Annotated in this window: 31 protein-coding genes; 17 read left to right on the forward strand and 14 right to left on the reverse strand. The window is 69.3% G+C overall.

Annotated elements, in window-relative coordinates; all coding sequences use genetic code 11:
- Positions 1–9: 9 nt before the first annotated feature.
- The 3 genes from IEY88_RS32780 to IEY88_RS32790 form a co-directional block, all read right to left on the reverse strand.
- On the reverse strand, positions 10–1,431 hold the full coding sequence (locus IEY88_RS32780) for a glycoside hydrolase family protein (RefSeq protein WP_229693989.1): 1,422 nt from the start codon (positions 1,429–1,431) through the stop codon (positions 10–12).
- Between the two features lie 536 nt (positions 1,432–1,967).
- A complete protein-coding gene (locus tag IEY88_RS32785; RefSeq protein WP_189158786.1) occupies positions 1,968–2,612 on the reverse strand; it encodes a response regulator transcription factor in 645 nt (214 codons plus the stop codon).
- A complete protein-coding gene (locus IEY88_RS32790; protein WP_229693990.1) occupies positions 2,603–3,730 on the reverse strand; it encodes a sensor histidine kinase in 1,128 nt (375 codons plus the stop codon). The genes IEY88_RS32785 and IEY88_RS32790 overlap by 10 nt, the downstream gene beginning before the upstream one ends.
- A gap of 167 nt (positions 3,731–3,897) precedes the next feature.
- Here IEY88_RS32790 and IEY88_RS32795 point away from each other — a divergent pair, with 167 nt between their 5' ends.
- Complete coding sequence (locus IEY88_RS32795) at positions 3,898–4,539, forward strand: DedA family protein (RefSeq protein WP_189158788.1); 642 nt, start codon at positions 3,898–3,900, stop codon at positions 4,537–4,539.
- 897 nt (positions 4,540–5,436) lie between these two features.
- Here the strand turns inward: IEY88_RS32795 and katG are convergent.
- From katG to IEY88_RS32810, 3 genes are all read right to left on the reverse strand, one after another.
- Positions 5,437–7,668, reverse strand: a complete 2,232-nt coding sequence (katG, locus tag IEY88_RS32800; protein ID WP_189158789.1) for a catalase/peroxidase HPI — start codon at positions 7,666–7,668, stop codon at positions 5,437–5,439.
- 18 nt (positions 7,669–7,686) lie between these two features.
- A complete protein-coding gene (locus tag IEY88_RS32805; protein ID WP_189158790.1) occupies positions 7,687–8,121 on the reverse strand; it encodes a Fur family transcriptional regulator in 435 nt (144 codons plus the stop codon).
- A 67-nt stretch (positions 8,122–8,188) separates the two neighbouring features.
- A complete protein-coding gene (locus tag IEY88_RS32810) occupies positions 8,189–9,583 on the reverse strand; it encodes an aminotransferase-like domain-containing protein (RefSeq protein WP_189158791.1) in 1,395 nt (464 codons plus the stop codon).
- 22 nt (positions 9,584–9,605) lie between these two features.
- Here IEY88_RS32810 and IEY88_RS32815 point away from each other — a divergent pair, with 22 nt between their 5' ends.
- From IEY88_RS32815 to IEY88_RS44550, 6 genes are read left to right on the forward strand one after another with little or no spacing between them, the layout of a single operon-like run.
- Positions 9,606–10,496 carry a DMT family transporter gene (locus IEY88_RS32815; RefSeq protein WP_229693991.1) on the forward strand — a complete coding sequence of 297 codons (891 nt, stop codon included), beginning with the start codon at positions 9,606–9,608 and terminating at the stop codon, positions 10,494–10,496.
- A gap of 39 nt (positions 10,497–10,535) precedes the next feature.
- On the forward strand, positions 10,536–11,078 hold the full coding sequence (locus tag IEY88_RS32820) for a DUF6939 family protein (protein ID WP_189158793.1): 543 nt from the start codon (positions 10,536–10,538) through the stop codon (positions 11,076–11,078).
- A gap of 44 nt (positions 11,079–11,122) precedes the next feature.
- Entirely contained in the window at positions 11,123–11,470 is a 348-nt protein-coding gene (locus tag IEY88_RS32825) for an MmcQ/YjbR family DNA-binding protein (protein ID WP_189158794.1), read from the forward strand.
- A complete protein-coding gene (locus IEY88_RS32830; RefSeq protein ID WP_189158795.1) occupies positions 11,467–11,826 on the forward strand; it encodes a VOC family protein in 360 nt (119 codons plus the stop codon). Before IEY88_RS32825 ends, IEY88_RS32830 begins: the two co-directional genes overlap by 4 nt.
- A 34-nt stretch (positions 11,827–11,860) precedes the next feature.
- On the forward strand, positions 11,861–12,184 hold the full coding sequence (locus tag IEY88_RS44545; RefSeq protein ID WP_229693992.1) for an SDR family NAD(P)-dependent oxidoreductase: 324 nt from the start codon (positions 11,861–11,863) through the stop codon (positions 12,182–12,184).
- Positions 12,184–12,534, forward strand: coding sequence for an SDR family oxidoreductase (locus IEY88_RS44550; RefSeq protein ID WP_229693993.1), 351 nt, complete (start codon positions 12,184–12,186; stop codon positions 12,532–12,534). Before IEY88_RS44545 ends, IEY88_RS44550 begins: the two co-directional genes overlap by 1 nt.
- Here the strand turns inward: IEY88_RS44550 and IEY88_RS32840 are convergent.
- Positions 12,531–13,397 carry a serine hydrolase gene (locus IEY88_RS32840; protein ID WP_229693994.1) on the reverse strand — a complete coding sequence of 289 codons (867 nt, stop codon included), beginning with the start codon at positions 13,395–13,397 and terminating at the stop codon, positions 12,531–12,533. The two genes, IEY88_RS44550 and IEY88_RS32840, sit on opposite strands and share 4 nt — an antisense overlap.
- Before the next feature lie 149 nt (positions 13,398–13,546).
- Between IEY88_RS32840 and IEY88_RS32845 the strand changes: the two genes are divergently transcribed.
- Genes IEY88_RS32845 through IEY88_RS32855 form a run of 3 tightly spaced genes read left to right on the forward strand, consistent with a single transcriptional unit; the run spans position 13,547 to position 15,131 of the window.
- On the forward strand, positions 13,547–13,969 hold the full coding sequence (locus IEY88_RS32845; RefSeq protein ID WP_189158796.1) for a hypothetical protein: 423 nt from the start codon (positions 13,547–13,549) through the stop codon (positions 13,967–13,969).
- Positions 13,966–14,190 (forward strand): helix-turn-helix transcriptional regulator, encoded by a 225-nt coding sequence (locus IEY88_RS32850; RefSeq protein WP_086661112.1) that lies wholly within the window; start codon positions 13,966–13,968, stop codon positions 14,188–14,190. Before IEY88_RS32845 ends, IEY88_RS32850 begins: the two co-directional genes overlap by 4 nt.
- The gene (locus tag IEY88_RS32855; RefSeq protein WP_189158797.1) at positions 14,187–15,131 is read left to right on the forward strand and encodes an NAD(P)-dependent alcohol dehydrogenase; all 945 of its coding nucleotides are present in this window, start codon (positions 14,187–14,189) and stop codon (positions 15,129–15,131) included. The genes IEY88_RS32850 and IEY88_RS32855 overlap by 4 nt, the downstream gene beginning before the upstream one ends.
- Here IEY88_RS32855 and IEY88_RS32860 read toward each other — a convergent pair.
- Together IEY88_RS32860 and ribA are read right to left on the reverse strand one after the other, a co-directional pair.
- Entirely contained in the window at positions 15,089–16,270 is a 1,182-nt protein-coding gene (locus tag IEY88_RS32860) for an amidohydrolase family protein (RefSeq protein ID WP_189158798.1), read from the reverse strand. The two genes, IEY88_RS32855 and IEY88_RS32860, sit on opposite strands and share 43 nt — an antisense overlap.
- Positions 16,271–16,308: 38 nt before the next feature.
- Entirely contained in the window at positions 16,309–16,944 is a 636-nt protein-coding gene (ribA, locus tag IEY88_RS32865) for a GTP cyclohydrolase II (RefSeq protein ID WP_189158799.1), read from the reverse strand.
- A 90-nt stretch (positions 16,945–17,034) separates the two neighbouring features.
- Here ribA and IEY88_RS32870 point away from each other — a divergent pair, with 90 nt between their 5' ends.
- From IEY88_RS32870 to IEY88_RS32885, 4 genes are read left to right on the forward strand one after another with little or no spacing between them, the layout of a single operon-like run.
- A complete protein-coding gene (locus IEY88_RS32870; RefSeq protein ID WP_189158938.1) occupies positions 17,035–17,445 on the forward strand; it encodes a 6-pyruvoyl trahydropterin synthase family protein in 411 nt (136 codons plus the stop codon).
- Complete coding sequence (locus IEY88_RS32875; RefSeq protein WP_229693995.1) at positions 17,423–18,394, forward strand: glycosyltransferase family 4 protein; 972 nt, start codon at positions 17,423–17,425, stop codon at positions 18,392–18,394. The genes IEY88_RS32870 and IEY88_RS32875 overlap by 23 nt, the downstream gene beginning before the upstream one ends.
- Positions 18,391–19,170 (forward strand): class I SAM-dependent methyltransferase, encoded by a 780-nt coding sequence (locus tag IEY88_RS32880; RefSeq protein ID WP_189158801.1) that lies wholly within the window; start codon positions 18,391–18,393, stop codon positions 19,168–19,170. The genes IEY88_RS32875 and IEY88_RS32880 overlap by 4 nt, the downstream gene beginning before the upstream one ends.
- Positions 19,170–20,129 (forward strand): lysylphosphatidylglycerol synthase transmembrane domain-containing protein, encoded by a 960-nt coding sequence (locus IEY88_RS32885; RefSeq protein WP_189158802.1) that lies wholly within the window; start codon positions 19,170–19,172, stop codon positions 20,127–20,129. The genes IEY88_RS32880 and IEY88_RS32885 overlap by 1 nt, the downstream gene beginning before the upstream one ends.
- Here IEY88_RS32885 and IEY88_RS32890 read toward each other — a convergent pair.
- Both IEY88_RS32890 and IEY88_RS32895 read right to left on the reverse strand, forming a co-directional pair.
- The gene (locus IEY88_RS32890; RefSeq protein WP_189158803.1) at positions 20,046–20,735 is read right to left on the reverse strand and encodes a creatininase family protein; all 690 of its coding nucleotides are present in this window, start codon (positions 20,733–20,735) and stop codon (positions 20,046–20,048) included. The two genes, IEY88_RS32885 and IEY88_RS32890, sit on opposite strands and share 84 nt — an antisense overlap.
- Positions 20,722–21,699 carry a zinc-dependent alcohol dehydrogenase gene (locus tag IEY88_RS32895; RefSeq protein WP_189158804.1) on the reverse strand — a complete coding sequence of 326 codons (978 nt, stop codon included), beginning with the start codon at positions 21,697–21,699 and terminating at the stop codon, positions 20,722–20,724. The genes IEY88_RS32890 and IEY88_RS32895 overlap by 14 nt, the downstream gene beginning before the upstream one ends.
- A gap of 41 nt (positions 21,700–21,740) precedes the next feature.
- Between IEY88_RS32895 and IEY88_RS32900 the strand changes: the two genes are divergently transcribed.
- Entirely contained in the window at positions 21,741–22,475 is a 735-nt protein-coding gene (locus tag IEY88_RS32900; RefSeq protein ID WP_189158805.1) for a CDP-alcohol phosphatidyltransferase family protein, read from the forward strand.
- Positions 22,468–22,872, forward strand: coding sequence for a DoxX family protein (locus tag IEY88_RS32905; RefSeq protein WP_189158806.1), 405 nt, complete (start codon positions 22,468–22,470; stop codon positions 22,870–22,872). The genes IEY88_RS32900 and IEY88_RS32905 overlap by 8 nt, the downstream gene beginning before the upstream one ends.
- On the opposite strand, the gene IEY88_RS32910 is transcribed toward IEY88_RS32905, so the two are convergent.
- Positions 22,850–23,515: a RibD family protein gene (locus tag IEY88_RS32910; protein ID WP_189158807.1), complete on the reverse strand. Its 666-nt coding sequence runs from the start codon at positions 23,513–23,515 to the stop codon at positions 22,850–22,852. The two genes, IEY88_RS32905 and IEY88_RS32910, sit on opposite strands and share 23 nt — an antisense overlap.
- An 85-nt stretch (positions 23,516–23,600) precedes the next feature.
- Between IEY88_RS32910 and IEY88_RS32915 the strand changes: the two genes are divergently transcribed.
- Complete coding sequence (locus IEY88_RS32915; RefSeq protein WP_229694020.1) at positions 23,601–25,175, forward strand: sulfatase-like hydrolase/transferase; 1,575 nt, start codon at positions 23,601–23,603, stop codon at positions 25,173–25,175.
- Positions 25,176–25,185: 10 nt separating this feature from the next.
- Here IEY88_RS32915 and IEY88_RS32920 read toward each other — a convergent pair whose 3' ends face one another.
- Together IEY88_RS32920 and IEY88_RS32925 are read right to left on the reverse strand one after the other, a co-directional pair.
- Complete coding sequence (locus IEY88_RS32920) at positions 25,186–25,704, reverse strand: DinB family protein (protein WP_189158809.1); 519 nt, start codon at positions 25,702–25,704, stop codon at positions 25,186–25,188.
- Between the two features lie 158 nt (positions 25,705–25,862).
- Positions 25,863–26,054, reverse strand: a complete 192-nt coding sequence (locus IEY88_RS32925) for a hypothetical protein (RefSeq protein ID WP_189158810.1) — start codon at positions 26,052–26,054, stop codon at positions 25,863–25,865.
- Positions 26,055–26,077: the final 23 nt, after the last annotated feature.

Genomic DNA, 26,077 nt, shown 5'->3' on the forward strand with positions numbered 1-26,077 from the left:
CGTATCCGGTCAGCGCCGGGCCAGCTCCGGCAGGCGCTCGTACGCGGCCCACTTCTCCGCGGTGACCTGGGAGATGGGGGACGAGTTCAGCGTCGCGATCTCGGGGGACCCGACCACCCACAGCTTGCCGTCGAGCAGCAGCCCGACCTGCCCCTCGGGGTTGGCCACCGCGGGCGCCCCTGCCGGGACGCTGAACGCGAGCTTGAACCCCTCGACGCCCTGCGGCCGGGTGCCGAGCACGCCCTTGGCGAACCGCTCGGCCACCGAACGGCGCTCGAAGCGCATCACGTTGCCGCCCAGGACGACGTCGAGCGTGCGTTCCGGGGAGGGCACCGCGAAACCGTTGAGCGACTTCGCCTCGTTCGCGGTGGTGCAGCCCTTGAGGCCGACGGCGTCGATGCCGAAGTGGGAGATGTTCGTCGGACCGGCCGGACCCTCGAAGGTGCCGCGCAGCACGTCGAGCGCCACCCGTCCGCACGGGTCCTTGGCGTGGACCGGCGCGTGGCCCTCCGGCGTGCGCAGCAGACCGGGACCTTCCTTCCAGGGACCGGGGATCACCACGGGTTCGAACGGGTGGCGGGTGAAGTCCCTGTTCCAGAACGTGATGGTGGTGCCGTCGTCAGTCTCGTGGGCGATGGCGAACGAGGCCACCGCGTCGATCCACATCCAGTCCGCGCTGAACGCCTCGACGACCGAACGGGTGCGCGGCTGGTTGTTCGACGCCGCCGGCTTGAAGCCCTGCGGGCCGAGCGCCTCGACGCCCTTGGAGAACGTCGGGTCCTTCGACCGCAGCACGTACTGACCGGCGCCGTTCTGGTGCGAGGCGAGGCCGGTGGTGTCCGTGAACATCAGGTACACCCAGCCGTCGAGGTAGATCGCCGTCTGCTGGCCCGCGCCGTAGGTGTTCTCGCGGAAGTTGTCCCCGGCCGGGGCGACGATCGACTGACCGCCGGCCTCCCGCTGCCACGTGAAGCCGTCCTTGCTGGACGCGACCCCGACCGCGCTGCCGTTCGCGTGGTTGTCCCGCGACGCGCCCGTGTAATACATGTAGTAGGTGGTGCCGATCTTGATCAGCGACGGGTCGCACGTGTGCATCGCGTCGAAGCTGCCGCCGCTGCCGGAGAACACCGGGACCGCCGTCGAGAACGGTCCGCCGACGGCAGGACCGTCGCTGTAGAGGATGTCGTCGCCACCGGGCGGCGCGGCGCTGAGCTGGCTGCACCACCACGCGCGCACCTTGCCGTTGTCGACCATCACGGCGGGCGCGTAGTTGTACGGCGCGTCGCCGGCCCCGGCGATGACCGTGCCGGCGCTCTGGCGGCCGTTCTCGACGCCGAGCCGGATCTTGTTCCTGAGCGGCGCCGCCTGCGGTGGCTTCTTCGTCGACGTGGGGTTCTGCTGGTCGAGCTGTGCTCCGACCGGGTCGCCCACCGCTGCGTTGGTGCACGCCGTGACCGCACTGAGCAGTGCGAGCGCAGCGAGTAACGCGAGAGGTCGACTACTCAGGGGCACTCACCCATCATAGTGATCAACTCCTCCGTCCGGGTGAAGTCCAGGGCCTGGCCGCCCGTACCGGCGCGAAACCGCTGACCAGGAGCACGAATCCCGCCGCCGAAGGCACCAGCGGGGACGCACCCGTGTTCACCGGCCGCTGACGTCCGAACGCGAGCGGCGGCACCAGGTCCCTGCGGGGCCTGGGTGACCGGCGGGACCAGGCGGTGGAGGCGGTGCCGAGCAGGGCGAACCCAGCGTCAGCGTGAGGTCGTCCGGCTTGTCCCCGGCCCCGTGGCACACCTGGCGAACGTCTCGGAGTTCGTGAGCGTGGCCTGATTCCTGTGATGGTGAGCACACCGGCGTCGTTCGTGGTCTTCGCCGTGGCCAGTTCGCCAGTTCGCCGGTTCGCCGGTCGCCAGTTCGACGCCGGGGTCGCGTGGGCCTGGCCGAGCGGCGGGTCTGGCCGGTCACCATCAGCTGCCCAGGTAGCGGACGACGGCCATCACGCGGCGGCTCAGGCCGGACGTGCCGGACAGGCCGAGCTTGTCGAAGATCGCGTTGATGTGCTTCTCCGCGGCGCTCTGCGAGATGTGCAGCTGCGCGGAGATGCGCGCGTTGGTGAGGCCTTGGGCCATCAGTTCGAGGACCTCCTTCTCCCTCGCGGTCAGCGTCTCGATCGGGTTGACGTGGGTCGTCCTGGTCAGCAGCCTGCGCACGACCTCCGGGTCGAACGCCGCGCCGCCCGCCGCGACCCTGTCCAGCGCCTCCAGGAACTCGTCCACCTGCGCCACCCGGTCTTTGAGCAGGTAGCCGACCTTGCCGCCGGTGCTGGTGATGAGCTCGGTGGCGTAGCGGTTCTCGATGTACTGCGAGAGCACGAGCACGCTGACCTCGGGCCACCGCTCACGGATCTCCAGTGCGGCGCGCATGCCGTCGTCCTTGTGGTCCGGTGGCATCCGGACGTCGGTGACCACTATGTCCGGCCGGTGTTCCTCGGTGGCCTTCAGCAGCTCCGGCGCGGTGCCGACGGCGGCCACGACGTCGTGGCCCTCCTCGGCGAGCAACCGGATGAGGCCCTCGCGCAGCAGCGTCGAGTCCTCGGCCAGGATCACCCGCACGGCACCCTCGCGTAGACCGTGGTGGGACCGCCGGGCGGACTGGTCACGTCGAAGTCGCCGTCCACCGCCTTGACCCTCCTCGCCAGCCCGGACAGCCCGGTACCGGTCGGGTCCGCGCCGCCGACGCCGTCGTCGCGCACCACGATCGTGATGCCGTCCTCGCCGTCCGGCCCCAGGTAGATCTCGACCATCGACGGGTCCGCGTGCTTGGTCGCGTTGGTGACCGCCTCGGACGTCACGAAGTAGATCACCGTCTCCAGCGCGGTGCCCGGCGACTCCGTGAGCTTGTTCCTGATGGCGACGCGCACGCTCGAACGCTCCGCCAGCACCTCGAGCGCCGCGTCCAGCCCCGCGTCGTCCAGCACGGCGGGGTAGACGCGCGTCGCGACCTCGCGCAGCTCGTCGATGGCCTCGCCCGCCGTGTCGTGCGCCTGCTGCAACAACTCCTGCAACTGCTCCTCGCCCCTGGCGCGCTTGGCCCGGCCGATCAGCATGCCGAGCGCCACGAGCCGCTGCTGGACGCCGTCGTGCAGATCGCGCTCGATGCGCCGCCGTTCGTCGTCGATCGCCTCGATCACCTCGGCCCGCGTGCTGGTCAGTTCCGCGACCCGCTCCCGCAGCAACGTCTGCTGGCTGGTGCCGAGCAACGTGGTCGCGAGCCACCGGTCCAGCACCGACACGCCCACCACGCCGGCCGTCGTCACGAAGATGACCAGCAGGCCCGGAATCGCCACGATCCCGATCAACCCGAGGGTGACGACGCCTTCCTCCTCGATGAACCCCCAGTCGCCGTCGAGCAGCCACGCCGTCACCATCGACAGCGCGATGGCGTACCAGAACGCCAGCATCCAGAGCACGCCGGCACCAAGCGCGCCGACCAGCCACCGCACCGCGAGGTAACGACGACATCCCTTGCGTGTCAACGGGTTCGTGAGCACGGCCCGGTCGAACCGCGCGATCCTGGACAACTCGTACTCGGTCAACTCGACCACAAACACGTCGACCGCCGAGGCGGCCAGCCCCGCCAGCCCCGTCACCGACCCGAGCGTGAGACCCACGAGCATGCGAAACCAGTCACGCACCAGCGAACCCGCGCTGAGCTGCTCCACCTGATGCACATTCGCCACCGTACTGACCCGCCCCGCCCCCGGCATTGCGGTTTACCACACTATCGCCCTGCGGTTTCCCCCACGATTCTCGACGGACAACCTCATGGTCCCGCCCGATCCCCATTCCTAACGTGAACCCCGACCGATTCCACACGTTCACCTGAGGGGAAAGTCCAATGCTGGCTGAATGGGCCGTGTCGCTGATGGAGTCAATGGGAGGCGTGGGCGCGGCCGTGGTCGTGGGCCTCGACAACCTGTTCCCGCCGATCCCGAGCGAACTGGTGCTGCCCCTGGCCGGCTTCTCCGCGAGCAAGGGCGTGTTCAGCCTGCCCGCGGCCCTGTTCTGGACCACCCTGGGCTCGGTGGCGGGCGCCGTCGTCGTCTACTTCGCGGGCATGCTGCTGGGCCGCACCAGGACCCGAGCCCTGGTGGCCCGGATCCCGCTGGTCCGCGTCGCTGATTTCGACAGGACCGAGGCCTGGTTCACCCGCCACGGCACCAAAGCCGTGTTCTTCGGCCGAATGGTTCCGCTGTTCCGCAGTTTCATCTCGTTGCCGGCCGGCGTGGAACGCATGAACCTCCCGAAATTCCTCGTGCTCACCACCCTGGGAAGCCTGATCTGGAACACGCTGTTCGTCAGCGCCGGTTACCTGCTGGGCGAGAACTGGCACCGCGTGGAGGCCTACGCGGGCATCTTCCAGAAGCTGGTGCTGGTCGCTGTCGCCGCAGCCGTGGTGCTCTTCGTGGTCACGCGCCTGCGGCAGCGTTCGAAGGGCGACCCGGAGGCGACCGCGGTGTTACCGCGGGTCAAGCGATGACGTTGCCGCACAACACGACCTGCCCGTGCCGGCTCGCTGTGTCCGGCTTGGCGGCGCCGCCGCAGGGCGCCTTAGGCGGTAGGGGCCGCCGTTCGCCTCGGCTGAGCGGCGTCAGCCCGACGGGGACTTCTGCCGGGATCTGGGCTCTTCGTTGGTGCCTGCGCCGGCTTGGCCGTGTCTGGTGTGGGGCGGAAGTGTGGCGGGGCGGCGGTCGTGGGTGGCGGGGTCGCCGTTCGCCTCAGCAACTCGGGTTCGGGGTGCTCTCGAAGACACGTGGAACGAGTTGGGAGACGCTGCTCTCGGTTGCGCAAGGTGTTGCCGTGCGACGCGTCTGGTGTCGGCTGTGTGAGCGCGGCTGCGTTGCTACCTTGGCGCACGGCTTGTCCGGTGGTGCCTGAACTGGCTCGTTTGTGTCCGCTGTGGTGGCAGAGGTGTGGCGAGGCGGCTTGGGCGGTGGGGTCGTCGGTCACCTGTCCTCGGCCGTGCAAGCTGTTGCCGTGCGACGCCTGGTCTCAGCTGTGTCCGATGAGGCGGCAGAGGTGTAGCGGGGCGGCCTGGCAGTAGGGACCGTCGTTCGCCTGCTCTCGGCCGTGCAAGCTGTTGTCGTGCAACATGTCTGGCCTCGGCTGCCTGAGCGCGGCTGCACCAACACCCTGCTGCCTGGCTTGTCGTCGGTGCCAGCGTCGGCTCCTGGGCCGCCCGAACGATGGTTTGCGCCTTCCCAGAACCACCCCCACAGCCGCGGGTCCGGTCTTTCCCCGCTTCTCTGCACTGGCGTGCCAGTGCAGAGAAGCCGGAGTGGACAGTGCCCGCGCAGAGCAGAAACTCTGCAGCCCCAGCGGAAACGACGGTACCCCAGGCCGGGGGAGTGGCCTGGGGTACCGGGGCAGGGCTGGATCAGACGTCGTAGCGGTCCGCGTTCATGACCTTGTTCCACGCCACGACGAAGTCCTGGACGAACTTCTCGGCGGAGTCGTCACTCGCGTAGACCTCGGCGATGGCGCGCAGCTCGGAGTTCGAGCCGAACACCAGGTCGTTGCGGGTGGCGGTCCAGCGGACGGCTCCGGTGGCGCGGTCGCGGCCCTCGAAGTTCTCCTCGTCCTCGGTGACCGACTTCCACTCCGTCTCCATGTCGAGCAGGTTGACGAAGAAGTCGTTGGTCAGCGTTTCCGGCTTGGCCGTGAGCACGCCCGCCTGCGAGCCGCCGTGGTTGGCGCCCAGCACGCGCAGGCCGCCGATCAGGGCGGTCAGCTCCGGCGCCGAGACGCCGAGCAGGTTGGCCTTGTCGATGAGGAGGTACTCCGACGGCAGCGGGGTGGCCTTGCCGCCGTAGTTGCGGAAACCGTCGACCTTCGGCTCCAGGACGGCGAACGACTCGGCGTCCGTCTGCTCCTGGGTGGCGTCGGTGCGGCCCGCGAGGAACGGCACCTCGACGTCGTAGCCCGCGGCCTTGGCGGCCTGCTCGATCGCCGCGGCGCCGCCGAGGACGATCACGTCGGCCAGCGAGACCTTCTTGCCGCCGGTCGCCGAGCTGTTGAACGCCTCCTGCACGCCTTCCAGAGTGCGCAGGACCTGGGCGAGCTGGTCGGGCTCGTTGACCTCCCAGCCGCGCTGCGGCTCGAGGCGGATGCGGGCACCGTTGGCGCCACCGCGCTTGTCGCTCTGGCGGAACGACGAGGCCGAGGCCCACGCGGTCTTGACCAGCTGCGAGATCGAGAGGCCGGTCTCGAGGACCTTGGCCTTCAGCGCTGCCACGTCGGCGGCGTCGATCACCTCGAAGTCGCGCACGGGCAGGCGGTCCTGCCAGATCAGCTCCTCCTGCGGCACCTGCGGGCCGAGGTAGCGCTGGATCGGGCCCATGTCGCGGTGGGTCAGCTTGAACCAGGCGCGGGAGAAGGCCTCCGCGAACGCCTCGTGGCTCTCCGCGAACTTGCGCGAGATCGGCTCGTAGATCGGGTCGAAGCGCAGCGCCAGGTCGGTCGTCAGCATCATCGGCGTGCGGTTGAGCGTGCCGTCCTCGGGGTCGGGCACCGTGTTGGCGCCCGCGCCGTCCTTCGGCTTCCACTGGTGCGCGCCCGCCGGGGACTTGGTGAGCTCCCACTCGAACGCGAACAGGTTCCTGAAGAACAGGTTCGTCCACTTGGTGGGCTGCTGCGTCCAGGTCACCTCGAGGCCCGAGGTGATGGCGTCACGGCCCTTGCCGGTGCCGTGCGTGCTGATCCAGCCGAAGCCCTGCGCGTCCATCAGCGAGCCCTCGGGCTCCGCGCCGACGAGCGACGGGTCACCCGCGCCGTGCGCCTTGCCGAAGGTGTGGCCGCCGGCGATGAGCGCGACGGTCTCCTCGTCGTTCATGCCCATGCGGCCGAACGTCTCGCGGATGTCGCGGGCGGAGGCCAGCGGGTCCGGGTTGCCGTTCGGGCCCTCGGGGTTGACGTAGATCAGACCCATCTGGACCGCGGCGAGCGGGGACTCCAGGTCGCGCTCACCGCTGTAGCGGGTGTCGCCACCGAGCCACTCGGTCTCCGGGCCCCAGTAGACGTCCTCGTCCGGCTCCCACACGTCGTTGCGGCCACCGGCGAAGCCGAAGGTCTCGAAGCCCATGGTCTCCAGCGCGCGGTTGCCCGTGAAGATCATGAGGTCGGCCCAGGAGGCCTTCTTGCCCCACTTCTTCTTCACCGGCCACAGCAGGCGGCGGGCCTTGTCCAGGTTGCCGTTGTCCGGCCAGCTGTTGAGCGGCGCGAAGCGCTGCATGCCCGCGCCGGCGCCACCGCGGCCGTCGTGGGTGCGGTACGTGCCCGCGCTGTGCCACGCCATGCGGATCATGAACGGGCCGTAGTGCCCGAAGTCCGCCGGCCACCAGTCCTTCGACTCGGTCAGCACGGCGTCGACGTCGCGCGCCAGCTCGTCGAGGTCGACGGTCAGGAACTCCTGGCCGTAGTCGAGCTGACCACCGAAGGGGTCCGCCTGGACGGGGTGCTTGCGGAGGATCCGGAGGTTGAGCTGCTTGGGCCACCAGTCCCGGTTGCCGCCGCCCTCGCTGGGGTGGTTGCGCCGGCCGTGCGCGACCGGGCAGCCGCCGGCCTCCTCCTCGTTCAGGTCGCTCAGCTGGGCGTCAGTGCTGTCGGACACAGGCATCCTTCCGGGTGTTCAGGAACTTTTCGCGGCGGTCGTGCACTCGGGGCAGGAACCCCAGTAGATGACCTCGGCCTCGTCGATGACGAACCCGTGGTCGTCGGATGCGTCCAGGCATGGCGCGTGGCCGACTGCGCAGTCGACGTCGGCGATGGCGCCGCAGGATCTGCACACGACGTGGTGGTGGTTGTCCCCGACGCGGGCCTCGTACCGGGCGACCGAGCCCTGGGGCTCGATCCGCCTCAGCAGGCCGGCTCCGGTCAGCGCCCGGAGCACGTCGTACACGGCCTGGTGGGAGACCGCGCCGAGGTTCTGGCGCACGACACCGATGATCGAGTCCGTGTCGGCGTGCGGGTGGGCGTGCACTGCGGACAGCACTGCTATCCGCGGAGCCGTCACCCGAAGCGACGCTCCACGCAGCAGGCGCTCGAACTCGGAAGCCGTGGGCACGAGAACCACCCTGCCGTCTTTTCTGGAATCAGTCAAGTTAACGAACCGTGCAATTCACCCGCCGCGGTCACCGCCGGACGGCGAACACGGCTTCGGCCAGCCGCCGCACGCCCTCGGCGAGCACGTGCTCGGGTGCGCCGCCGTAGGTCAAACGGAGAAAGCTGCCCGGTGGTTCAGCGGCGAACCACGGCCGGCCGGGGAACACCACGACGTCACGCGCGGCGGCCGCCGTCGTCAGGTCCAGGTCGTCCACGCCGTCCGGCAACGTCACCCACAGGTGCAGGCCACCCGACGACTTCGCGATCTCGAGCTCGGGCAGGTGCTCGCCGAGCGCGCGGGTCAGAGCGTCACGCCTGGACCTCAAGGCCTGCTGGAGCGTGCGCAGGTGCCGGCGCCAGACCGGGGACGTCACGAAGTCGATCGCCGCCTCCTGCAACGGCCCCGCGACGTAGAGGTCCTGCCGGGACCGGGTGTTCTTCAGCCTGGTGCCCGCCGGTCCGCGGGCTCCGATCGCGGCGACGCGCAGGCCGGGTGCGGCGACCTTGGTGAGCGAGCGGACGTAGACGACGTGGCCGTCGGTGTCCTGCGAGACCAGCGTCGGCGGCGCGGTGCCGTCGACGGTGAAGCCGCGCGCCCAGTCGTCCTCGACCAGGAACGCGCCCACGCCGCGCACGATCCGCATGACCTCGGCACGTCGCTCGCCGGACAGCACGGCGCCGTGCGGGTTCGCGTGCAGCGGCTGGCAGTAGAAGACCTTCGCGCCGGTGCGTTCGAAGGCGGCCTGCAGCAGATCCGGCCGCACGCCGTCCTGGTCGGCCGGCACCGGCACGACCTTGAGCCCGGCGTCGCGCGCCGCCGCGATCGCGCCGAGATAGGTGGGTGACTCGACCAGGACGGCGTCCCCGCGCTCACCGAGCCCGCGGAACACCGTCGCGAGCGCCTCCTGGGCGCCCGCGCACACCGTGATGTCGCCGGCCCTGAGCTCGCCGCCGGCCTCCTTCGCGAACCAGGCGCGCAGCTCCTCCTTGCCCTCGACCGGAACGCGTCCCCACGACGCGGGCCGGCGGGCGGCACGGCTGAGCGCGGCGCCGAGCGCGTCGGTCGGCTGCAGTTCGGGGTCGAGGTACCCGCTGGTCAACGGGATCGCCTCGGGTTTCGGCACGGCGACGAGGTTCGCCACCAGGTCCTCACCGGGTCTGCCCTCGCCGAGCGCGACGGCCTGCCACGACAGGTCGTGGCTCGTCGCGGCCGTCCGCGGGGCCACGTAACTGCCCCGGCCGGGACGCACCTCGACGAGCCCTTCGGCGGCCACGCGCTGGATCGCCTGCTGGACCGTCGCGGGGGAGGCCCGGTGCCGCGCCATCAACTCGCGCACCGAGGGCATGCGGTCGCCGGCGTGACCGGAGCGTGCCGCTGCTCTCAGGTGCTCGATAACGCGGGCGGCTGCGTTATCCTCGTTCATGAGAGCCAAGAGTAACGTTATCGTGCCACCGGGGGTAACACTGGGCGCGCTCGGCGTGCTGGGTTTCAGCTTCTCCCTGCCCGCGACCCGGCTGGCGGTGGCAGGACTGGACGCGTGGTTCGTCGCGTTCGGACGCGCGGCCGTCGCCGGCGCTCTCGCGATCGCCTACCTGGCGTTATCGCGCGCGCCTCGCCCAACGGTAACGCAGGTCCGTCGCTTGGTCGTCGTCGCTCTCGGCATCGTGATCGGCTTCCCCCTCTTCACCTCTCTGGCCCTCACCACCCAGACGTCGGCCCACGGCGCCGTCGTGATCGCCGTGCTGCCCATGTCCACGGCGATCTGGGCGGTCGTGCGCGCCTCCGAACGCCCTCCTCTCAAGTTCTGGCTCGCCAGCGGTGCAGGCCTGGTCGCGGTGCTGGCGTTCGTGGCCACCGGCGGCGGTTTCTCCGGCTCGCTGAGCCTGGCCGACGGCTACCTGCTGGTCGCCGTCGTGCTGTGCGGCCTGGGCTACGCCGAGGGAGGCGCGCTCTCCCGCGAGCTCGGCGGGGCCAGGACGGTCTGCTGGGCGCTGGTCGTCTCGCTCCCGGTGACGATCCCGGTTTCCTTGTACACAGCGGACTTCTCACGCGCCGACACGGTCGTGTGGCTCAGTTTCGCCTACGTGGCACTGATTTCGATGTTCCTCGGCTTCTTCGCCTGGTACGCGGGCCTGGCTGCGGGCGGGGTGGCCAAGATCGGCCAGATCCAGCTGGCCCAGCCGGTGCTGACGCTGATGTGGTCGGCGCTCGTGCTGAGCGAGCCGGTCGGCTGGCCGGCTCTCGCGACCGCGGGCGTCGTGCTCGTGTGCGTTGTGCTGACCCAACGAAGCCGTGTCACCTCAACGACGACCGCGACGGCGCAACCGGTGCGCTGACCTCCGAAAATTGTCAGACCCTCCTGCCATGCTCCGAGCATGCCGATCGAAGTCGCGAGCAAGCGTCGCAAGGTGAAGCGCCCGGACGCGGTGGTCATCGACGTGACCTCCCGCGGCCCCGAGCCGTGGGTGCGCTTCAGCCCGTTCTACCCGCACGGCCAGATCCCGGTGCCGTTGTCGGAAGGCGTGACGAGCCAGTCGGTCGAGGGCCTGTGGCAGGCCCTCAAGGTCTTCGAGAGCGCCGACGTCGACCCGTCGAAGCTCGCCGTGACGTCGATGAAGGGCCTGAAGCGCACGGTCCGCCGCCTCGGGCCGGTGCGGGGCCACCGCGCGGGGCTGGCCGGCGAGCACCTGCTCGACTACCTCACGGCTCGGCGGGAGATCTACTTACCGGCCTACCGCTGGGTTCTCGAACACCGGCTGCGCGCCGAGGTCACGCTGCTGCACGAGCTGGCCGGGTCCGCCGACGTCGTGCTGCTCGACTACACGACGAACGGCGACGTGGAGGACCTGAGCACGCCGCTGTCCCACGCCGCGCTCATCGTCGATCATCTGGGGAGGCTCACCGCACCCGCGTCCTGAAAGCCGGATTTATACTTTCCGCTCTTCGGCTTTGGGGGTCGGCAGTGGCGACGACGAACAAGCAGCTCTTCAAGATCGTGGACGGGCTCGCCGAGGCGCGGCGGTCCTCCGGTCAGCAGTACGACACGCTCCGCGTGCGCGGCAAGGTGTTCGGCTACTACTGGCCGCGCACGCAGACGGTCGGGCTCAAGCAGACGCTGTCCGAACAGCTGGCGCTGGTGGCCGAGCGTCCCGAGGTGTTCGAGGTGCAGTTCACGGCCGGCGGCTTCGGCTGGGTCGTGGTGTACCTGGAGGGCATCGACGCGGACGAGATGAAAGAGCTCGTGTTCGAGGCCTGGCGGTTGTCGGCGCCGGAGGAACTCGTCGCCCAGGTCCCGGACCTCGCGCGATGACCAGGGTCAAGTTCGAGCTGCCCGCGGACGACCTCGCTCGTGCGTCGGCGTTCTACCGCGACGTCTTCGGGTGGTCGGCGCTCCAGCTGCCGTTCGACTACGTGCTGGTCGACACCGACGGCGAGCCGGTCGACGTCGCGGACTCGGACGGCGGGATCTCGCCCAGGACCGAGTTCGTGCAGGGGCCCGTGCTGATCATCGAGGTCCCGTCGATCGACGCCGTGGCGGGCAAGGTCGTGGAGGCGGGCGGCGCGCTGCTCAACGCGAAGGAGCGCGTGGGCGACTTCGGGTACTCGCAGTACGTCAAGGACAGCGAGGGCACTGTGCTTTGCCTGTGGGAGTCGATCACGGCTTGACCTCCACCGCGATCGAGGGTGCACCATCCCGGTCATGAACGTGGTGATCACCGGTGGTGGCAGGGGCTTCGGCCGCACGATCGCGCGACGGTTCGCCGGGCAGGGCGCGACGGTCGTCGTGACGGCCCGCGATCTCGGTGCCGCCCAACGCACGCGCGACCTGCTGCCCGGAGCGCACGCGCTCCAGTGCGACCTCACGGACCCGGCGTCGGTCCGGCGCTGTGCAGAGGAGGCCGGCGAGCTGCTCGGCCACGTCGACGTGCTGGTCAACAACGGGGCGGCGTTCCTCGCGGAGTCCGAGGCGGATGATGCCGCGATCGTGCGCACATCCTGTCCGGCACGGCCGGGACGGTGCTGATGACCGAGAGCTTCCTGCCGTTGCTGCGGCGTTCCGAACGCCCGGACGTCGTCACGCTCGTGTCGCTGGAAGCCGAGTCGCGCAGCGATCCCGCGCACATCGCGCACGCGGCGTTCCATGCGGCGAAGGCAGGTCAGGGCCGCTACACGGAGATCATGTCGCAACGGCTGCGGCCCGAGGGCATTCGCATGATCTCGTTGTACCCGCCGGACTTCGACAACAACGACGACGCGCCGCGCGACGGGATGCTCACCGCGCAGTCCGTGGCCGACTGCGTGTTGTTCGCCGTGAACCAGCCACGCGACTGCTTCATCCGCTCGTTCCACTTCGAACCGATGCACGGGAACTAGCGGAACAGCAGGCGCGTGATCTCCGTGTCGGTGGCGCGGCCCTCGTCGTAGGCGCCCTCGCCCTTGAGGTTGTTCATGATCGCGAGCGTGTACCGCTCGTCCTGGCCGACGAACCCGACCGAGTTCATCACCCAGCCACCTTCTTCCTCGGACCAGCCGTTCTTCGCGCCGGAGTCGGGACCCCAGACGCCCCACTGCTGCACGGGTCCGACCTGGCGCATCTGGCCGAGGATGTACGCGCGGTCGTCGGCGGGCACGGAGTCGAGGACGTAGTTCATCAGGCGGTCGAGGTCGTCGGCGGTGCACTTCTCGAAGCCCCAGTAGGGGAACGCCGACGTATAACCCTTTTGTGGCACCAAATCGGTCATTCCGTACTTGCCGAACGCCGCGTTGAACGTCGCGCCGGTGTACTTCTTCCACAGCGAGTCCGCCGCGTCGTCGTCGGACGTGTGCAGCATCGCGTTCATGAGGCTGCGGTCCTGGGTGCTCAGCTTGATCTTGCCGGCGCGGTGGCGCTCCAGGAGGTTCACGACCATCGCGAGCTTGATCGTCGATGCTGTCCACGTCATGTCGCCCGCGTGGTCGTTGCGCCAGACAGCCCCGGACTTGCGGTCCCGCAGCACGAAACCCGTGGTCCCCGGCCTGGTCTCGGCGTAGTCCTCGGCGGCCTTGATCCGCTTCTGGAAGTCGCACTCGAACCCGCTGTCGGGCAGCGGGCAGACCTCGGGCGTCGCGACGAGGGGTGCTGCCGCAGGCGTGTGGGACGGCACCTGCGTGCGCGCGGCGGCGGGAGGTTCCGCCGTCACCGCGTGCCCGCATGCCGTGAGGGCAAGCGCACACGCGACAAGGATCGGACGGAGCATGCGCCGCACGCTAATGGCTCCGATCGGAGGTAGTCGACCGCCATACGGACGCGGTGATCACGAAAAGGTTAAGTCAAAGATGTTTGACACGGTGTCGGGTTCGCTTTACCTTGGTGATGTCAGGTTTCTTTGACATCAGGAGCGGGACCATGGCGTTCGAGGAGAAGCGGGCATGGGCGTTGGCGGTCATAGCCGTCATCGGCTACGCCGTGTACGTCGGGCTTGTCCTGAGCGGCGCCGACGGCCGTCCGCTGGTCGAGGCGCCCTATGTGGGCGCTTTGTTGTGGACGATCCTGTTCGGGATCGTCGCCGGCATAGCGTCGGGGATCTGGTTCGGCATCCAGTCGCGCAACGACGGGCTGCAGGCCGACGAACGGGACCAGGTGATCGGCCGGTTCGGTGATCACATCGGCCAGTCGTTCGTCGTCATCGGCGGCATGTCTTCGATGGCGCTGGCGATGGTCGAGGCGCCGTACTTCTGGATCGCCAACGTGCTCTACCTGTGCTTCGTGCTGTCGGCGGTGCTCGGTTCCCTCGCGAAGATCGCGATGTACCGGCGGGGAATGCTGTGAAACCGACGAAAGTCACGAACTCCATCCGTGCGTTGAGGTTCGCGCACGGCGAGATGAAGCAGGCCGACCTCGCCTCGGCCATCGGCGTGACGCGGCAGACGTTGATCGCCATCGAGCAGGGCAAGTACTCGCCCTCGCTGGAGGTGGCCTTCAAGATCGCGCGTGTGTTCGGGGTGTCGCTCGAAGAGGTGTTCCAGTACCCGGAGGAGGAAGAGCTGTGAAGGCTGTCTTGCAACGAAGATACGGATCGGCGGTGCTCGGTGACCTCGATGTGCCTGTGCCTGGGCAGGGCGAGGTTCTGCTGGAGGTGCGGGCGGCGGGCGTCGACATGGGCGTCTGGCACATCCTCACCGGCAAGCCGTACCTGTTGCGGGTCATCGGGTTCGGGTTCCGCGCGCCGAAGTCGGTCGTGCCGGGACGGGACGTCGCCGGTGTGGTGAAGAAGATCGGACCCGGCGTGACCGGGTTCGCGCCGGGAGACGAGGTGTTCGGCACGTGCGAGGGGTCGTTCGCCGAGTACGCCGTCGCGCCGGTCTCACAGCTGGCGCGCAAGCCGGAGGGCGCCTCGTTCACCGACGCGGCCGCGCTGCCGATCTCGGGCGGAACGGCGTTGCAGGGGTTGCGTGGGATCCAACCAGGGCAGAAAGTTCTCGTGCTCGGGGCTGGCGGAGGCGTCGGGTCGTACGGGGTCCAGATCGCGAAGTCCCTCGAAGCACACGTGACCGCTGTGTGCAGCACGCGCAAGGTCGAGCTGGTGCGGTCACTGGGCGCCGACGAGGTCTTCGACTACACGGTCGCGGACTTCACCGGCACCTACGACCTGATCCTCGACTGCGGCGGCGCCAGGCCGTTGTCGGCGCTGCGCAGGGCCACGAACGAGCGCGGCAGGATCGTACTGGTCGGCGCGGAGACCGGGGGATCGATCACCGGCGGGTTCCACAAGTCGATCGGCTCGATCCTGCTGAACCCTTTCTCGTCGAAGAAGTTCGTGCCGCTGATGTCCGAGGAACGCGCTGACGTCTTCGACGAGCTGCGCGTGCTGGTCGAGTCGGGCGCCGTCAAACCCGCCGTGGACAGGGTGTTCCCGCTGGCCGAGGCGCTGGACGCGGTGGACCACGTCTACACGCGACGCTCCGTGGGCAAGACCGTCGTCGCGATCTGACCGGCGATCACCACGGTGCTCACGTGGTGCAACGCCGTGATGTCCCGCATCGGATCTCCTTGCACGGCAATGACGTCCGCATCCCAGCCGGGCTTCAGCACGCCCTTGCTCACGCCGCACGCCTTGGCGGCCTGGCTGGTCGCGCTCGCCAGCACGGCACGGTTCGGGATGCCCGCCTCGATCAGGTTCTGCAGGGCGTGGGCCGTGATCCCGTGTGGTTTGCCCGCGCCGATACCACCGTCCGTGCCGGACACCGTGCGCACGCCGTGGTCGTACATGCGACCGGCCGCGTCGAGCTTGGCGGCGAGGCTCATCCCCATGCGCTCGAACGCCTCCTTGATGTGAGGAGGCGGCTCCATCGTGGCGCCGAGCGTGTGGCAGACGGCGATGTCGGCCTCCGCCAGCGCGTCCATCAGTGCGGCGGGCACGACCACGGCCCCGCCGGACAGGCAGGTGCAGTGCTCGATGCCGTCGACCCCGGCGGCGACGGCGTGCTGGACGGCCTGGAGGCTGTGGGCGTGGGCGGTCACCGGGAGACCGGCCGAATGGGCCTCCTCGACCACCACGCGCAGTTCTTGCTCGGTGAACTGGCAGTCGTCGACGATCGTGCCGGGGGTGGCGAACCCGCCGCTGGCCATGATCTTGACGATGTCGGCCCCGCGCTCGGCCCGTTCGCGCACGGCCCGGCGCAGCTCCTCGTCCCCGGCCGCCTCACCGCCCATCGACCAGCAGTGGCCGCGCGGGCTCGTGATGGGCGGGCCGGAGGCGAGGACGCGCTGCCGGAACCGGTCACGCTGGTCCGCCACGGCCCACGCCCGGTCGCCGAGGTCGCGCACGGTGGTCACGCCCGCCCTGAGGTGGCGGTCGAGGCTGTCCTCGATCACCGCGTCCAGCTCCGCGGCGGTGAACGACGGCAGCCGGTCGAGCGCGCCGTTCTCGCTGTCCGCGCACAGGTGGACGTGGGTGTCGATCAGTCCGGGTAGGACGGTGGCCGAGCCGAGGTCGACGACCTCGGCACCGGCGACGTCGGGGTGCCCCTGCTCGACGGCCTTGATCTTCCCGTGCTCGGTGACGACCGTGACGGGACCCGCGATGGACCGCTCACCGTCGAACGCACGCCCTGCCCGCAGCGCCAGCATCGAGCCAGTCTGAGCCCCACATGCTGGGAAAGCAATGGTCAGCGTGCGTGCGGCAGCGTGCTGAACTCCTCGACCTGGGGCAGGTCGTGACCGAGCCGGTCGCGCTTCGCCGTCAGGTACGCGATGTTGTGCGCGTTGGGCGTCATGAGCGACGGCACGCGCGCCGTCACCGAGATCCCGTGGGACTCCAGCGCCGCGATCTTGTCCGGGTTGTTGGACATCAGCCGCACCGACTGCACGCGCAGGTGCTTGAGCACGCGCGCCGCGGGGGAGTAGTCGCGCACGTCGACGGGCAGGCCGAGCGACGTGGCCGAGTCCAACGTGTCCAGTCCCTCGTCCTGCAGCACGTGCGTGCGAATCTTCGACACCAAACCGATTCCACGTCCTTCGTGCCCACGCAGGTACACGAGGATGCCGCTGCCCTCGCGGACGATGGTGTTCAACGCGGCGTCGAGCTGCTCGCCGCACTCGCAGCGCATGGCGGCGAAGATGTCGCCGGTCATGCACTCGGAGTGGATGCGCACCAGCACGTTCTCACGCAGCTTCGTCTTGCCGTAGACCAAGGCCATGTGTTCGTGACCGTCCGCGCGGAACGCGACAGCGCGGAAGGTGCCACGACGTGTCACCAGGTCGGACTCTGCAACGTCTTCCTCGTTGAAGGTCTGCTCGAACATCTCGGTCCCCTTGTCGCCAGGCGCCTTCCGAACGTGCAGCTACGCTCGGATGGAGTCGCACCGTAACCCGACCGCACAGCGGAGGTCACCCTGTTCAGCATCACCGTCCGCGATCACGTGATGATCGCCCACAGTTTCCGCGGCGAGGTCTTCGGTCCAGCACAACGTCTGCATGGAGCAACGTTCCTGGTGGACGCAACGTTCAAACGAGCTGAACTCGATTCGGACAACATCGTCGTCGACATCGGACTCGCGACCCAGGAGCTGAACAAGGTCCTGGCCGCGTTCAACTACCGCAACCTGGACGAAGAACCCCAGTTCGCGGGTATCAACACGTCCACGGAGTGGCTCGCGAAGCACATCGCCGACCAGCTCGCGGACAAGATCTCCGAGGGTGCGCTGGGTGAGGGCGCTCACGGGATCGATGCGATTGCCGTCACACTCCACGAGTCGCACGTGGCGTGGGCCGGCTACGAACGTGCGCTTCGTTCTTCCGGCTGACGTCGCGGACCCGGGCAGTCCCAGCGGCGGCAACGTCTACGACCTGCGCGTGAGCGCGGGCCTCGACCTCCTGACCGTCGCTGGTGACTGGCCGCGCCCGAGTGACACCAGCGCGTTGGAGCAAACGCTTGCGTCTGTCCCGGACGGTGAGGTCGTGCTCCTCGACGGCCTGGTGGGCTGCGGGCTGCCGGAGGTCGTCGTGCCGCACGCGCGCCGGTTGAAGATCGCGGTGCTCGTACACCTGCCGCTGGCCGACGAGACCGGCCTCGACCCGGCCGTGGCCGCGTTCCTGAACGAGAAGGAAGGCCAGGTCCTGCGGGCCGCCAGCGCGGTCGTCGCGACCAGCCCCACCGCCGCCCGCGACATCAGGGCCAGGCACGGGCTCGGCCACGTCCACGTCGTGGTCCCCGGCACCGATCCGGCGCCCCTCGCCCGCGGCACGGACGGCGTCCACCACCTGCTCTGCGTCGCGTCCATCACACCTCGCAAAGGCCACGACCTGCTGGTCAGGGCGTTGCGGAGGATCGAACGCGACTGGCGGCTGACGTGCGTGGGCCCGCACCGGCCGTTCCTGCGCGAACTCCCGCGGGACGACCGGGTGAGCTTCCCCGGCCCGCTCGCCGGCGAGGCGCTGACCAGCGCGTATGCCAGTGCTGACCTGTTCGTGCTGGCCTCCCGCGCCGAGACCTACGGCATGGTCGTCACCGAGGCCCTCGCGCACGGTCTGCCGGTCATCGCGAGCGCGGTCCCGGACGCTCTCGGCGACGGTGGTCTGCTCATTCCGGCCGGGGACGAAAATGCGTTCGTAGCTGCACTGACGCGTTGGTTCGAAGATCAAGATTTCCGCTCGGAACTGCGTTCCAAGGCCATCGCCCGGCGAGCCAGTTTGTCCACTTGGGACGAATCCACAGAGGACCTGCGGAGGGTGCTGGCTACGCTCCGGCCATGACCTTCGCCCCGGAATGGCTGGCACTGCGGGAAAACGCCGACGCACAGGCACGCTCGACCGAGCTCGCCGACGTGGTCCGCGAAACTCTGGTGAACCGAAACCCCCTGACGATCCGTGACCTCGGTTGTGGAACGGGATCGATGGGACGATGGCTCGCCGGCAGGCTCGGCGGCGTGCAGCACTGGGTGCTGCACGACCGCGACCCCCGGCTGCTCGGGCTGGCGGAGGCCAGTATGAGCGCGCTGCCGGACGTCACCGCCGAGACGCGTGAGGGCGACCTCACGTCCCTGAAAGCCGCCGACATCGCGGGCGCCGACCTCGTCACGTGCTCCGCGTTGCTCGACCTGCTCACCGCCGAAGAGATGAACGAACTGGCCATGGCCTGCGTAGAAGCTCATGTGCCCGCACTGTTCACGCTCTCGGTGGCAGGCCGGATCGACATCGACCCGGCCGAGCCGCTCGACGCCGCCTTCCAGGACGCGTTCAACGCTCACCAGCGCCGCGTCGTGGACGGGCGCCGTCTCCTCGGACCGGACGCCCCGGCCGCTGCTGAAGAGGCATTCGCAGCGGCCGGCGCCTCGGTCCGGACGGCACAGAGCCCCTGGCGCATGAATGGCGACGCCCTGCAGCGGGAATGGCTGAAGGGCTGGGTCGATGCCGCGGTGGAGCAGGAACCCGCACTCATGTCGGAGGTCTCCGAGTACCTGCGCCGCAGGTCGACGGCCTCCGTCGTGGTCCACCACGTCGACCTGCTGGCACTACCGGGAGCTGTGTGATGAAGAAGTTGTGGCCGTGGCTTCGCCTGGTGCTGGCGTTGGGCATTCTCGTGGCTCTGGGCGTGCGCCTGGGCACGGGGGCGTTCGTCGACGGGTTGCGCGCGATCGACGCGTTCTCCGTCGCCGCCGCACTGGCGATCGGGCTCGTGACGACGGTGCTCAGCGCGGGCCGCTGGGTGATCGTCGCGCGCCGCCTCGGCCTGCCGCTGACCCTGAGGACCGCGGTCAGCGACTACTACCGCGCCCAGCTCGTCAACGCCGTGCTGCCCGCGGGCGTGCTCGGCGACGTGCACCGCGCGGTCAACCACGGCCGGGAGTCGGGCGACGTCGGACGGGGCGTGCGCGCCGTGTTCTTCGAGCGCACGGCGGGTCAGATCGTGCTGATCGGGATCGGGCTCGCGGTGCTGCTCACGCACCCCGCGCCCGGCCTCGACCTCGCGCCGGACGGCACCACCGTCGCGTTGGTCCTCGCCGGTCTGGCCGTGCTGGTCGCCGTCGGCTGGCACATCCGGCCGGTGCGCAGGGCGCTGGTCAACACCCTCGCCGACGGCATCAGGCTGCTGTCGTTCAAGACGTGGCCGGCGGTCGTCGGGCTGTCGGCCGCGACGGTCGCGGGCTACGTCGCGATGTTCCTGGTGGCCGCCCGTGCCGCCGGGTCGGACGCCACGGTCACCCAGCTCGCGCCGGTCGTCGTGCTGGCGCTGCTGATCATGGCGATCCCGGTCAACATCGGCGGGTTCGGCCCGCGCGAGGCGTTCCTCGCGGTGGCGTTCGGTGCCGCAGGTCTGGGCGCCGCGCAGGGCTTCACCACCGGCATCGTCTACGGCGTGCTGGCGCTCATCGCGGCCCTGCCCGGCGCGGTCGTGCTGTTCCTCTCACGCCGGAAGACCGAAAAGCTCCAGGTAGTGACCGAAGGACTCGGTCAGCCCCGCGAGCAGGAGCTGGCCCTTGCCCGCTGACGCGAGCGAGGGGCGCCCGATGACGCCGGACTCCGTGTACGGCGCCAGACCCAGGGTGAGCATGTGCCGCCGGTCCTCCGCGAGGTGGTCAGCGGTCTCGTAGCCGGGACGGATCAGATCGGGGTGGGCGTGCAGCAGGATCGAGGTCTCCAGCTCACCCGCGTGCATGTCGCTGTACGCCGAGGTCTCGATGCCGGCCTTCTCCCGCGCGAACGCCCAGTCGTCCCGTCCGGGGAACAACGCCAGCCCTTCGCCCTCCTGCACGATGTTCGACAGCACGTAGTTGCCGCCGTGGCCGTTGACCAGCACCACGTGCGTGACACCGTTGCGCCGCAAGGACTCCGCGATGTCGTTGACCACTGAGACCAACGTGCTCGCGGAGATGCTGACGGTCCCCGGCCAGTCGGCGTGCTCCTGCGAGCACGAGAACTGGATCGGCGGCAGCAACCGCACCGGGTACCTCGCCGCGATCTGCGAGGCGATGGTCCACGCGATCACCGAGTCCGTGGCCAGCGGCAGGTGCGGGCCGTGCTGCTCGGTGCTGCCGACCGGGAGCACGGCCACGCTCTTACCCCGGACGTCGACCGTGGTGTCACTGGGAAACATGGGCCTGACCGTAGTCAATCCGGTGGCACAGCGCCGGGATCTCACCGTCGGCCAGCTTCGGCATCACGTCGGGCAGTTCCTCGAACGCGCTGTGGCCCGTGATCAGCGCGTCGAACCTGTCGTCGGCCAGCAGGTCGAGCGCGACGGCCATGCGCTCGGCGTACGTGCGGTCCGGACGGCCGACCGTGCCGACCTGGCTGCTGCGGATCGTCAGGCGCTTCGAGTGGAAGAACTCGCCCAGCGGCACGGAGATCTTCCGGTCGCCGTACCAGCTCAGCTCGATCACCCGGCCTTCCGGCGCGAGCAGGTTCAACGCCGTGGTGAGGCCCTGTTCGGTCGCACTCGCGTGGAAGACCAGGTCGCAGCCGTCGAGAGCGCCGCCCGGCAAGGCGAAGCCGACACCCAGTTCGCGGGCGATCGCCTCACGAGCCGGGTCGGCGTCCACGAGCTCGACACGGGCGCCCGGAAACGTCGCCAGCACCGCCGCGATGCTCGACCCGACCATGCCACCGCCGACCACCGCGATCCGGTCGCCGATCAACGGGCGCGCGTCCCACACGGCGTTGACCGCGGTCTCGACCGTGCCCGCCAGCACGGCCCTCGAAGCCGGAACCGCCTCCGGCACGAGCGTGACCGCCGTTTCCGGGACGACGTAACGAGTCTGATGTGGATAGAGGCAGAACACCGTGCGCCCGCGCAGGTCTCCGCTCTCCACGACACCCACGTTGAGGTAGCCGTACTTCACCGGCCACGGGAAGTCGCCCTCCTGGAACGGCGCGCGCATCACCGCGTGCTGGTTCTCCGACACGCCACCGCGGAACACGAGGGTCTCCGTACCGCGGCTCACCCCCGAGTGCAGCGTGCGCACCTCGACCTCACCCGGACCGGGCTCGGCCAGTGTGACCTGCCGAACCTCCCCTTTTCCGGATTCATTGAGCCAAAAGGCACTCGCCGTACGTGTCACTCACAACACCTCCGCCGCACGAAGTTCGTTAGGGGCACCTGATGATCACACTTCAGCACACCAGGACCGCGCCCGTCCTGCGCGAGCCTGCCATCTGGGCGGGCTTCCAGGTCCTCGCGCTGGCCGTGGTCGGCGCCACAGCCGGACTCGGCCCGCTCGGCTGGGCCGCCGGTCTCGCCTACGGGTTCGCCACCTGGGCGTTCCTCGGCTACGGCATGCAACGCCACCGCACCCCGTCGTTGGGGCCCGCCGACCGCGTCACGCTCGCCCGCGGCCTGATGGTGGGCGCGGTGACCGCCCTGGTCGCCGACCGCGCGGGTCAGGACGTGCCGGTCGCGCTGGTCGTGACGCTGGCGGCCGTCGCGCTCTCACTCGACTGGGTGGACGGGCAGGTCGCTCGCCGCACGGGCACCTCGTCCGCGCTGGGCGCCCGGTTCGACATGGAGGTCGACGCGTTCCTGATCCTGGTGCTCAGCGCGTACGTGGCCGTGCACATGGGGCCGTGGGTGCTCGCGATCGGGCTCATGCGGTACGTGTTCGTCGCCGCGTCGTGGCGCCTGCGCTGGATGAACGCACCGCTGCCCGCCAGCTACGCCCGCAAGGTCGTGGCCGCGGTCCAGGGGATCTTCCTCGTCGTGGCGGCGTCCGGCCTGCTGCCGTTCGCGGCCGTGCTCGTTGGTCTCGCGCTGGCATCGCTCGTGTGGTCGTTCGGTCGCGATGTGCTGTGGCTGTGGAACAACGCGGGCGTCCCGGTGGGAGAATCCCGGCATGTCTGAGCAGACCTCTACCGCGGCGAAGGTCGGCAACATCGTCGTCTGGATCCTGCAGATCGTGCTCGCCGTGCAGTTCGTGATGAACGGCTACGCGCTGTTCACCGACTCTTTCGTCGCCAAGTTCGACGACATCGGCTTCGGCCAGTGGTTCCGCTACTTCACGGGTGTGCTGGAGATCGCCACCGCCATCGGCCTGCTCATCCCGCGCATCTGCGGCCTCGCCGCGCTGGGGCTCGCGGGCATCATGGCGGGCGCGGCGCTGACCGAGCTCACGCTGGTCACCAACGGCGGCCTCGACGACGCGATGATGCCGCTGATCTTCATGGTGTGGGCGCTGGTGATCGCGGTCTACCGCCGCGAGCAGATCTTCGGCGCGCTCAGTCTCGTGCGGCGGAAGTGACTTTCGGGAAGTAGCGGAGCACCGCGACGTCCCCGACTTTCGTGACGTCCTCCAGGTGGAATCGGCGTGCCGGTCCACCGGGGAATTCGGCGGGATTCACGAAACGCGGGGCGGTCGCCTGTCCGATCAGCATCGGTGCCACCGCCACCCGGATCTCGTCGGCCAGTCCGGCTCGCAGGAACGCCGTGTGAATGCTCGTGCCGCCTTCGACCATGAGCTTTCTCACTCCGCGCGCTCCGAGATCGTCCAGAATCTCCGAGAATTCGCTGAAGGTCTTCGTTTCGGCGAGGTGGTCGACCGTGGTCGTCGCGCTCTTCGTGTAGACGACCCGTGCGCCGCCGCAGTGCCAGAACCGCAGTTCAGGGTCGAGATCGCCGCTCTTGGTGACGGTGGCGCGCAACGGGAACTCCGGTTTTCCCTCGGCTGTTCTCTGCGCGCGTCGCTCGTCGCTGTAGACGAGCAGTCGCGCGTTGTCGCGTCGCAACGTCTCGGCTCCCGCCAGAATCGCGTCCGACTCCGCGCGCAACCGGTCGACGTGGTCGAAGTCCTCGGCGTTCGAAAGCGGAAACCTCTCGGTGCCGCGATCGTCGATGTGGCCGTCGAGGCTGACGGCGACGCTGAGCAGAACGTGCGGGCGGGTCACGGGATCCGATCGTAGAGCAGTTGAACCGGTCGCGTGCCGCGCCGCGTTTACCTCATGGGATCAGGAAAGGGGAAACTCGGTGAGGATGTTGTTGCGGCGGACGGTCACGGCCCTGGCGGGGCTGTTCGTGTTGTTCGTGCTCATCGCACCGAACGACCTGGAGAAGTTCTCCTTCGAGGCGTTCCTGCGGGTGCCGCTCGAAGGCCTCGTCGGCGTTCTCGTGCTGGTGCTCCTGCCGGACCGGGTCCGCAGGCCCGCCGCCATCGCCGGCGGTGTCGCGCTGGGGCTGTTCACGGTCGTGAAGATCATGGACATCGGCTTCGACATGGTGCTGTACCGGCCGTTCGACCTCGTGCTGGACTGGCCGCTGCTGGTGCCCGCCATCGACTTCGTGGACGTGACGTTCGGCCGGTTCGCCTCGGTGCTCGCCGTGGCCCTGACCGTCGTGCTGGTCGCCGGGATCGTGTTCCTGGCGGCGATCTCCGTGCAGCGCCTCGGTTCTGTCGCCGCCGGACGGCGTCCCGTCGCGATCCGCGCGGTGGCCGCCGCGGTCGTGGTGTGCGTTTCCCTTGCCGTTCCTGGCGTTCCGGTCTACTCCGACGCCGCCGCCACGTCACTCGTCGACCACGCGCGGCGCGTGCAGGCCGGTCTGAACGACAAGGAGGTGTTCGCGGCGGAGGCCTCGGTCGACGCGTTCCGCGGCCACCCCGGACTGCTGTCCTCGTTGCAGGGCAAGGACGTCGTCTTCACGTTCGTGGAGAGCTACGGCAAGTCGGCCCTCGACATGCCGGACGTGGCGGCGAAGCTGGCGCAGGGCGACGACCGGCTGAAGGCGGCCGGGTACAGCGCGAAGTCCGCCTACCTGACCTCGCCGACCGCCGGCGGCGGCAGCTGGATGGCGCAGGCGACGCTGCTGTCGGGTCTGTGGATCGACAACCAGCAGCGCTACCGCAACCTCGTGGCCTCCGACCGGCTGACGCTGCCGCGCGCGTTCCGCGAGTCGTCGTGGCGCTCGGTCGGCGTCGTCCCCGGCATCACGCAGGCGTGGCCGGAAGGCGACTTCTTCCACTACGACAAGATCTACGCCGCCCAGGACCTCGGCTACAAGGGTCCGCGCTTCGGTTACGCGACAACGCCCGACCAGTTCACGTTGGAGTCGTTCCAACGCAACGAGCGCTCGAAGGCCCATGGCCCGGTGATGGCGGCGATCCCGATGGTGTCCTCGCACGCGCCGTGGTCACCGACCCCGGACTCCGTGGAGTGGGAGGAGTTGGGCGACGGCTCGATCTACTCGACCATGCCCGCCTCGAACGACCCGCCGGAGTCGATCTTCGGCCGCGACCCGGCGGCCGTGCGCGCCGACTACGCGCACTCGATCTCGTACTCGCTGGAGTCCGTGGTGTCGTACTTGGAGAAGTACGGCGACGAGAACCTGGTGATGGTGTTCCTCGGCGACCACCAGCCGGCGCAGATGGTGACCGGCGAGGGAGCCTCCCGGGACGTGCCGATCACCGTCGTCGCCAAGGACCCGGCCGTGATGGCCGAGGTCGCGGACTGGAAGTGGGACGACGGGATCAAGCCGGGAGGCGCGGCCCCGGTGTCGCGGATGAGCGACTTCCGGGACCAGTTCCTCTCGGCCTTCAGCCCGCCGAAGGTCTGATCGAGGGGCCTCAGCCCATCGTCTTCTGACCGTCGATCGTCTCGCGGATGATGTCCGCGTGGCCCGCGTGCTGCGAGGTCTCCGCGACGATGTGCACGAACACCCGCCGCGCCGACCACGTCTTGCCCTCGGGGAACCACGGGGCGGCCGGCAGCGGGTGCGAGAGGTCCATGTCGACCGTCTCGACCAGCTTGTCGGTGTAGGCCGCGATCTCGTTGTACTCGGCGATGATGCTCGCCAGCGTCTCGCCCGGCTCCATCCGGAACGTGCTCGCGTGGTTCTCGTAGTCCTCGGACTCCGGGTCGGTGTCCATGGCCGAGGTGCCGTGCTCGATGAACCGCACCCAGCTCCGCTCCACCGTGCCGACGTGCTTGATGAGGCCGCCGATGCACAGCGCGCTGGCCGTCGGGCTCGACGCTGCCTGCTCGTCGGTCAGGCCCTGCGCGGTGAACGTCAGGAACCAGCGGTGCTGCTTCAACGTCTCGAGGAGGTCCGCGCGCTCGCCGGTGAGGATCTCGGTGGTGGTCATCGCTTCTGTCCTTCGCTCGTTTGTCCCGACATGAAGGACTCTAGGACCACTTGAGGTCAGCTTGTGTCCTAGACGAACGGCCGCTCTAGCGAAACTTGAGCGACATTCGAGCGATTCGCGTCTGACCTGTGCTCACCGAGCGTGAACACACGAAAGTGTCACTCGTCGTCGAGATAACCGTCGCCGGGACGGTCCACGCGGCCGCCGCCCTCCTCGGTCTCCTCGATGTGCATCGCGGTCTCCTCGGCGGCGGTGACGTGCTCGCCCTCGAACTGCAACGCGACCGCGTCCGGCTCGTCGTCGACGAGCTCGCCGCCACCTCCGGGCGTGGTGAACTGGTGATCTGTCATGCCCTCGTGGTTTCCGGCGAACC

The organism is Lentzea pudingi (assembly GCF_014646255.1).
GTDB classification, from domain to species: Bacteria; Actinomycetota; Actinomycetes; order Mycobacteriales; family Pseudonocardiaceae; genus Lentzea; species Lentzea pudingi.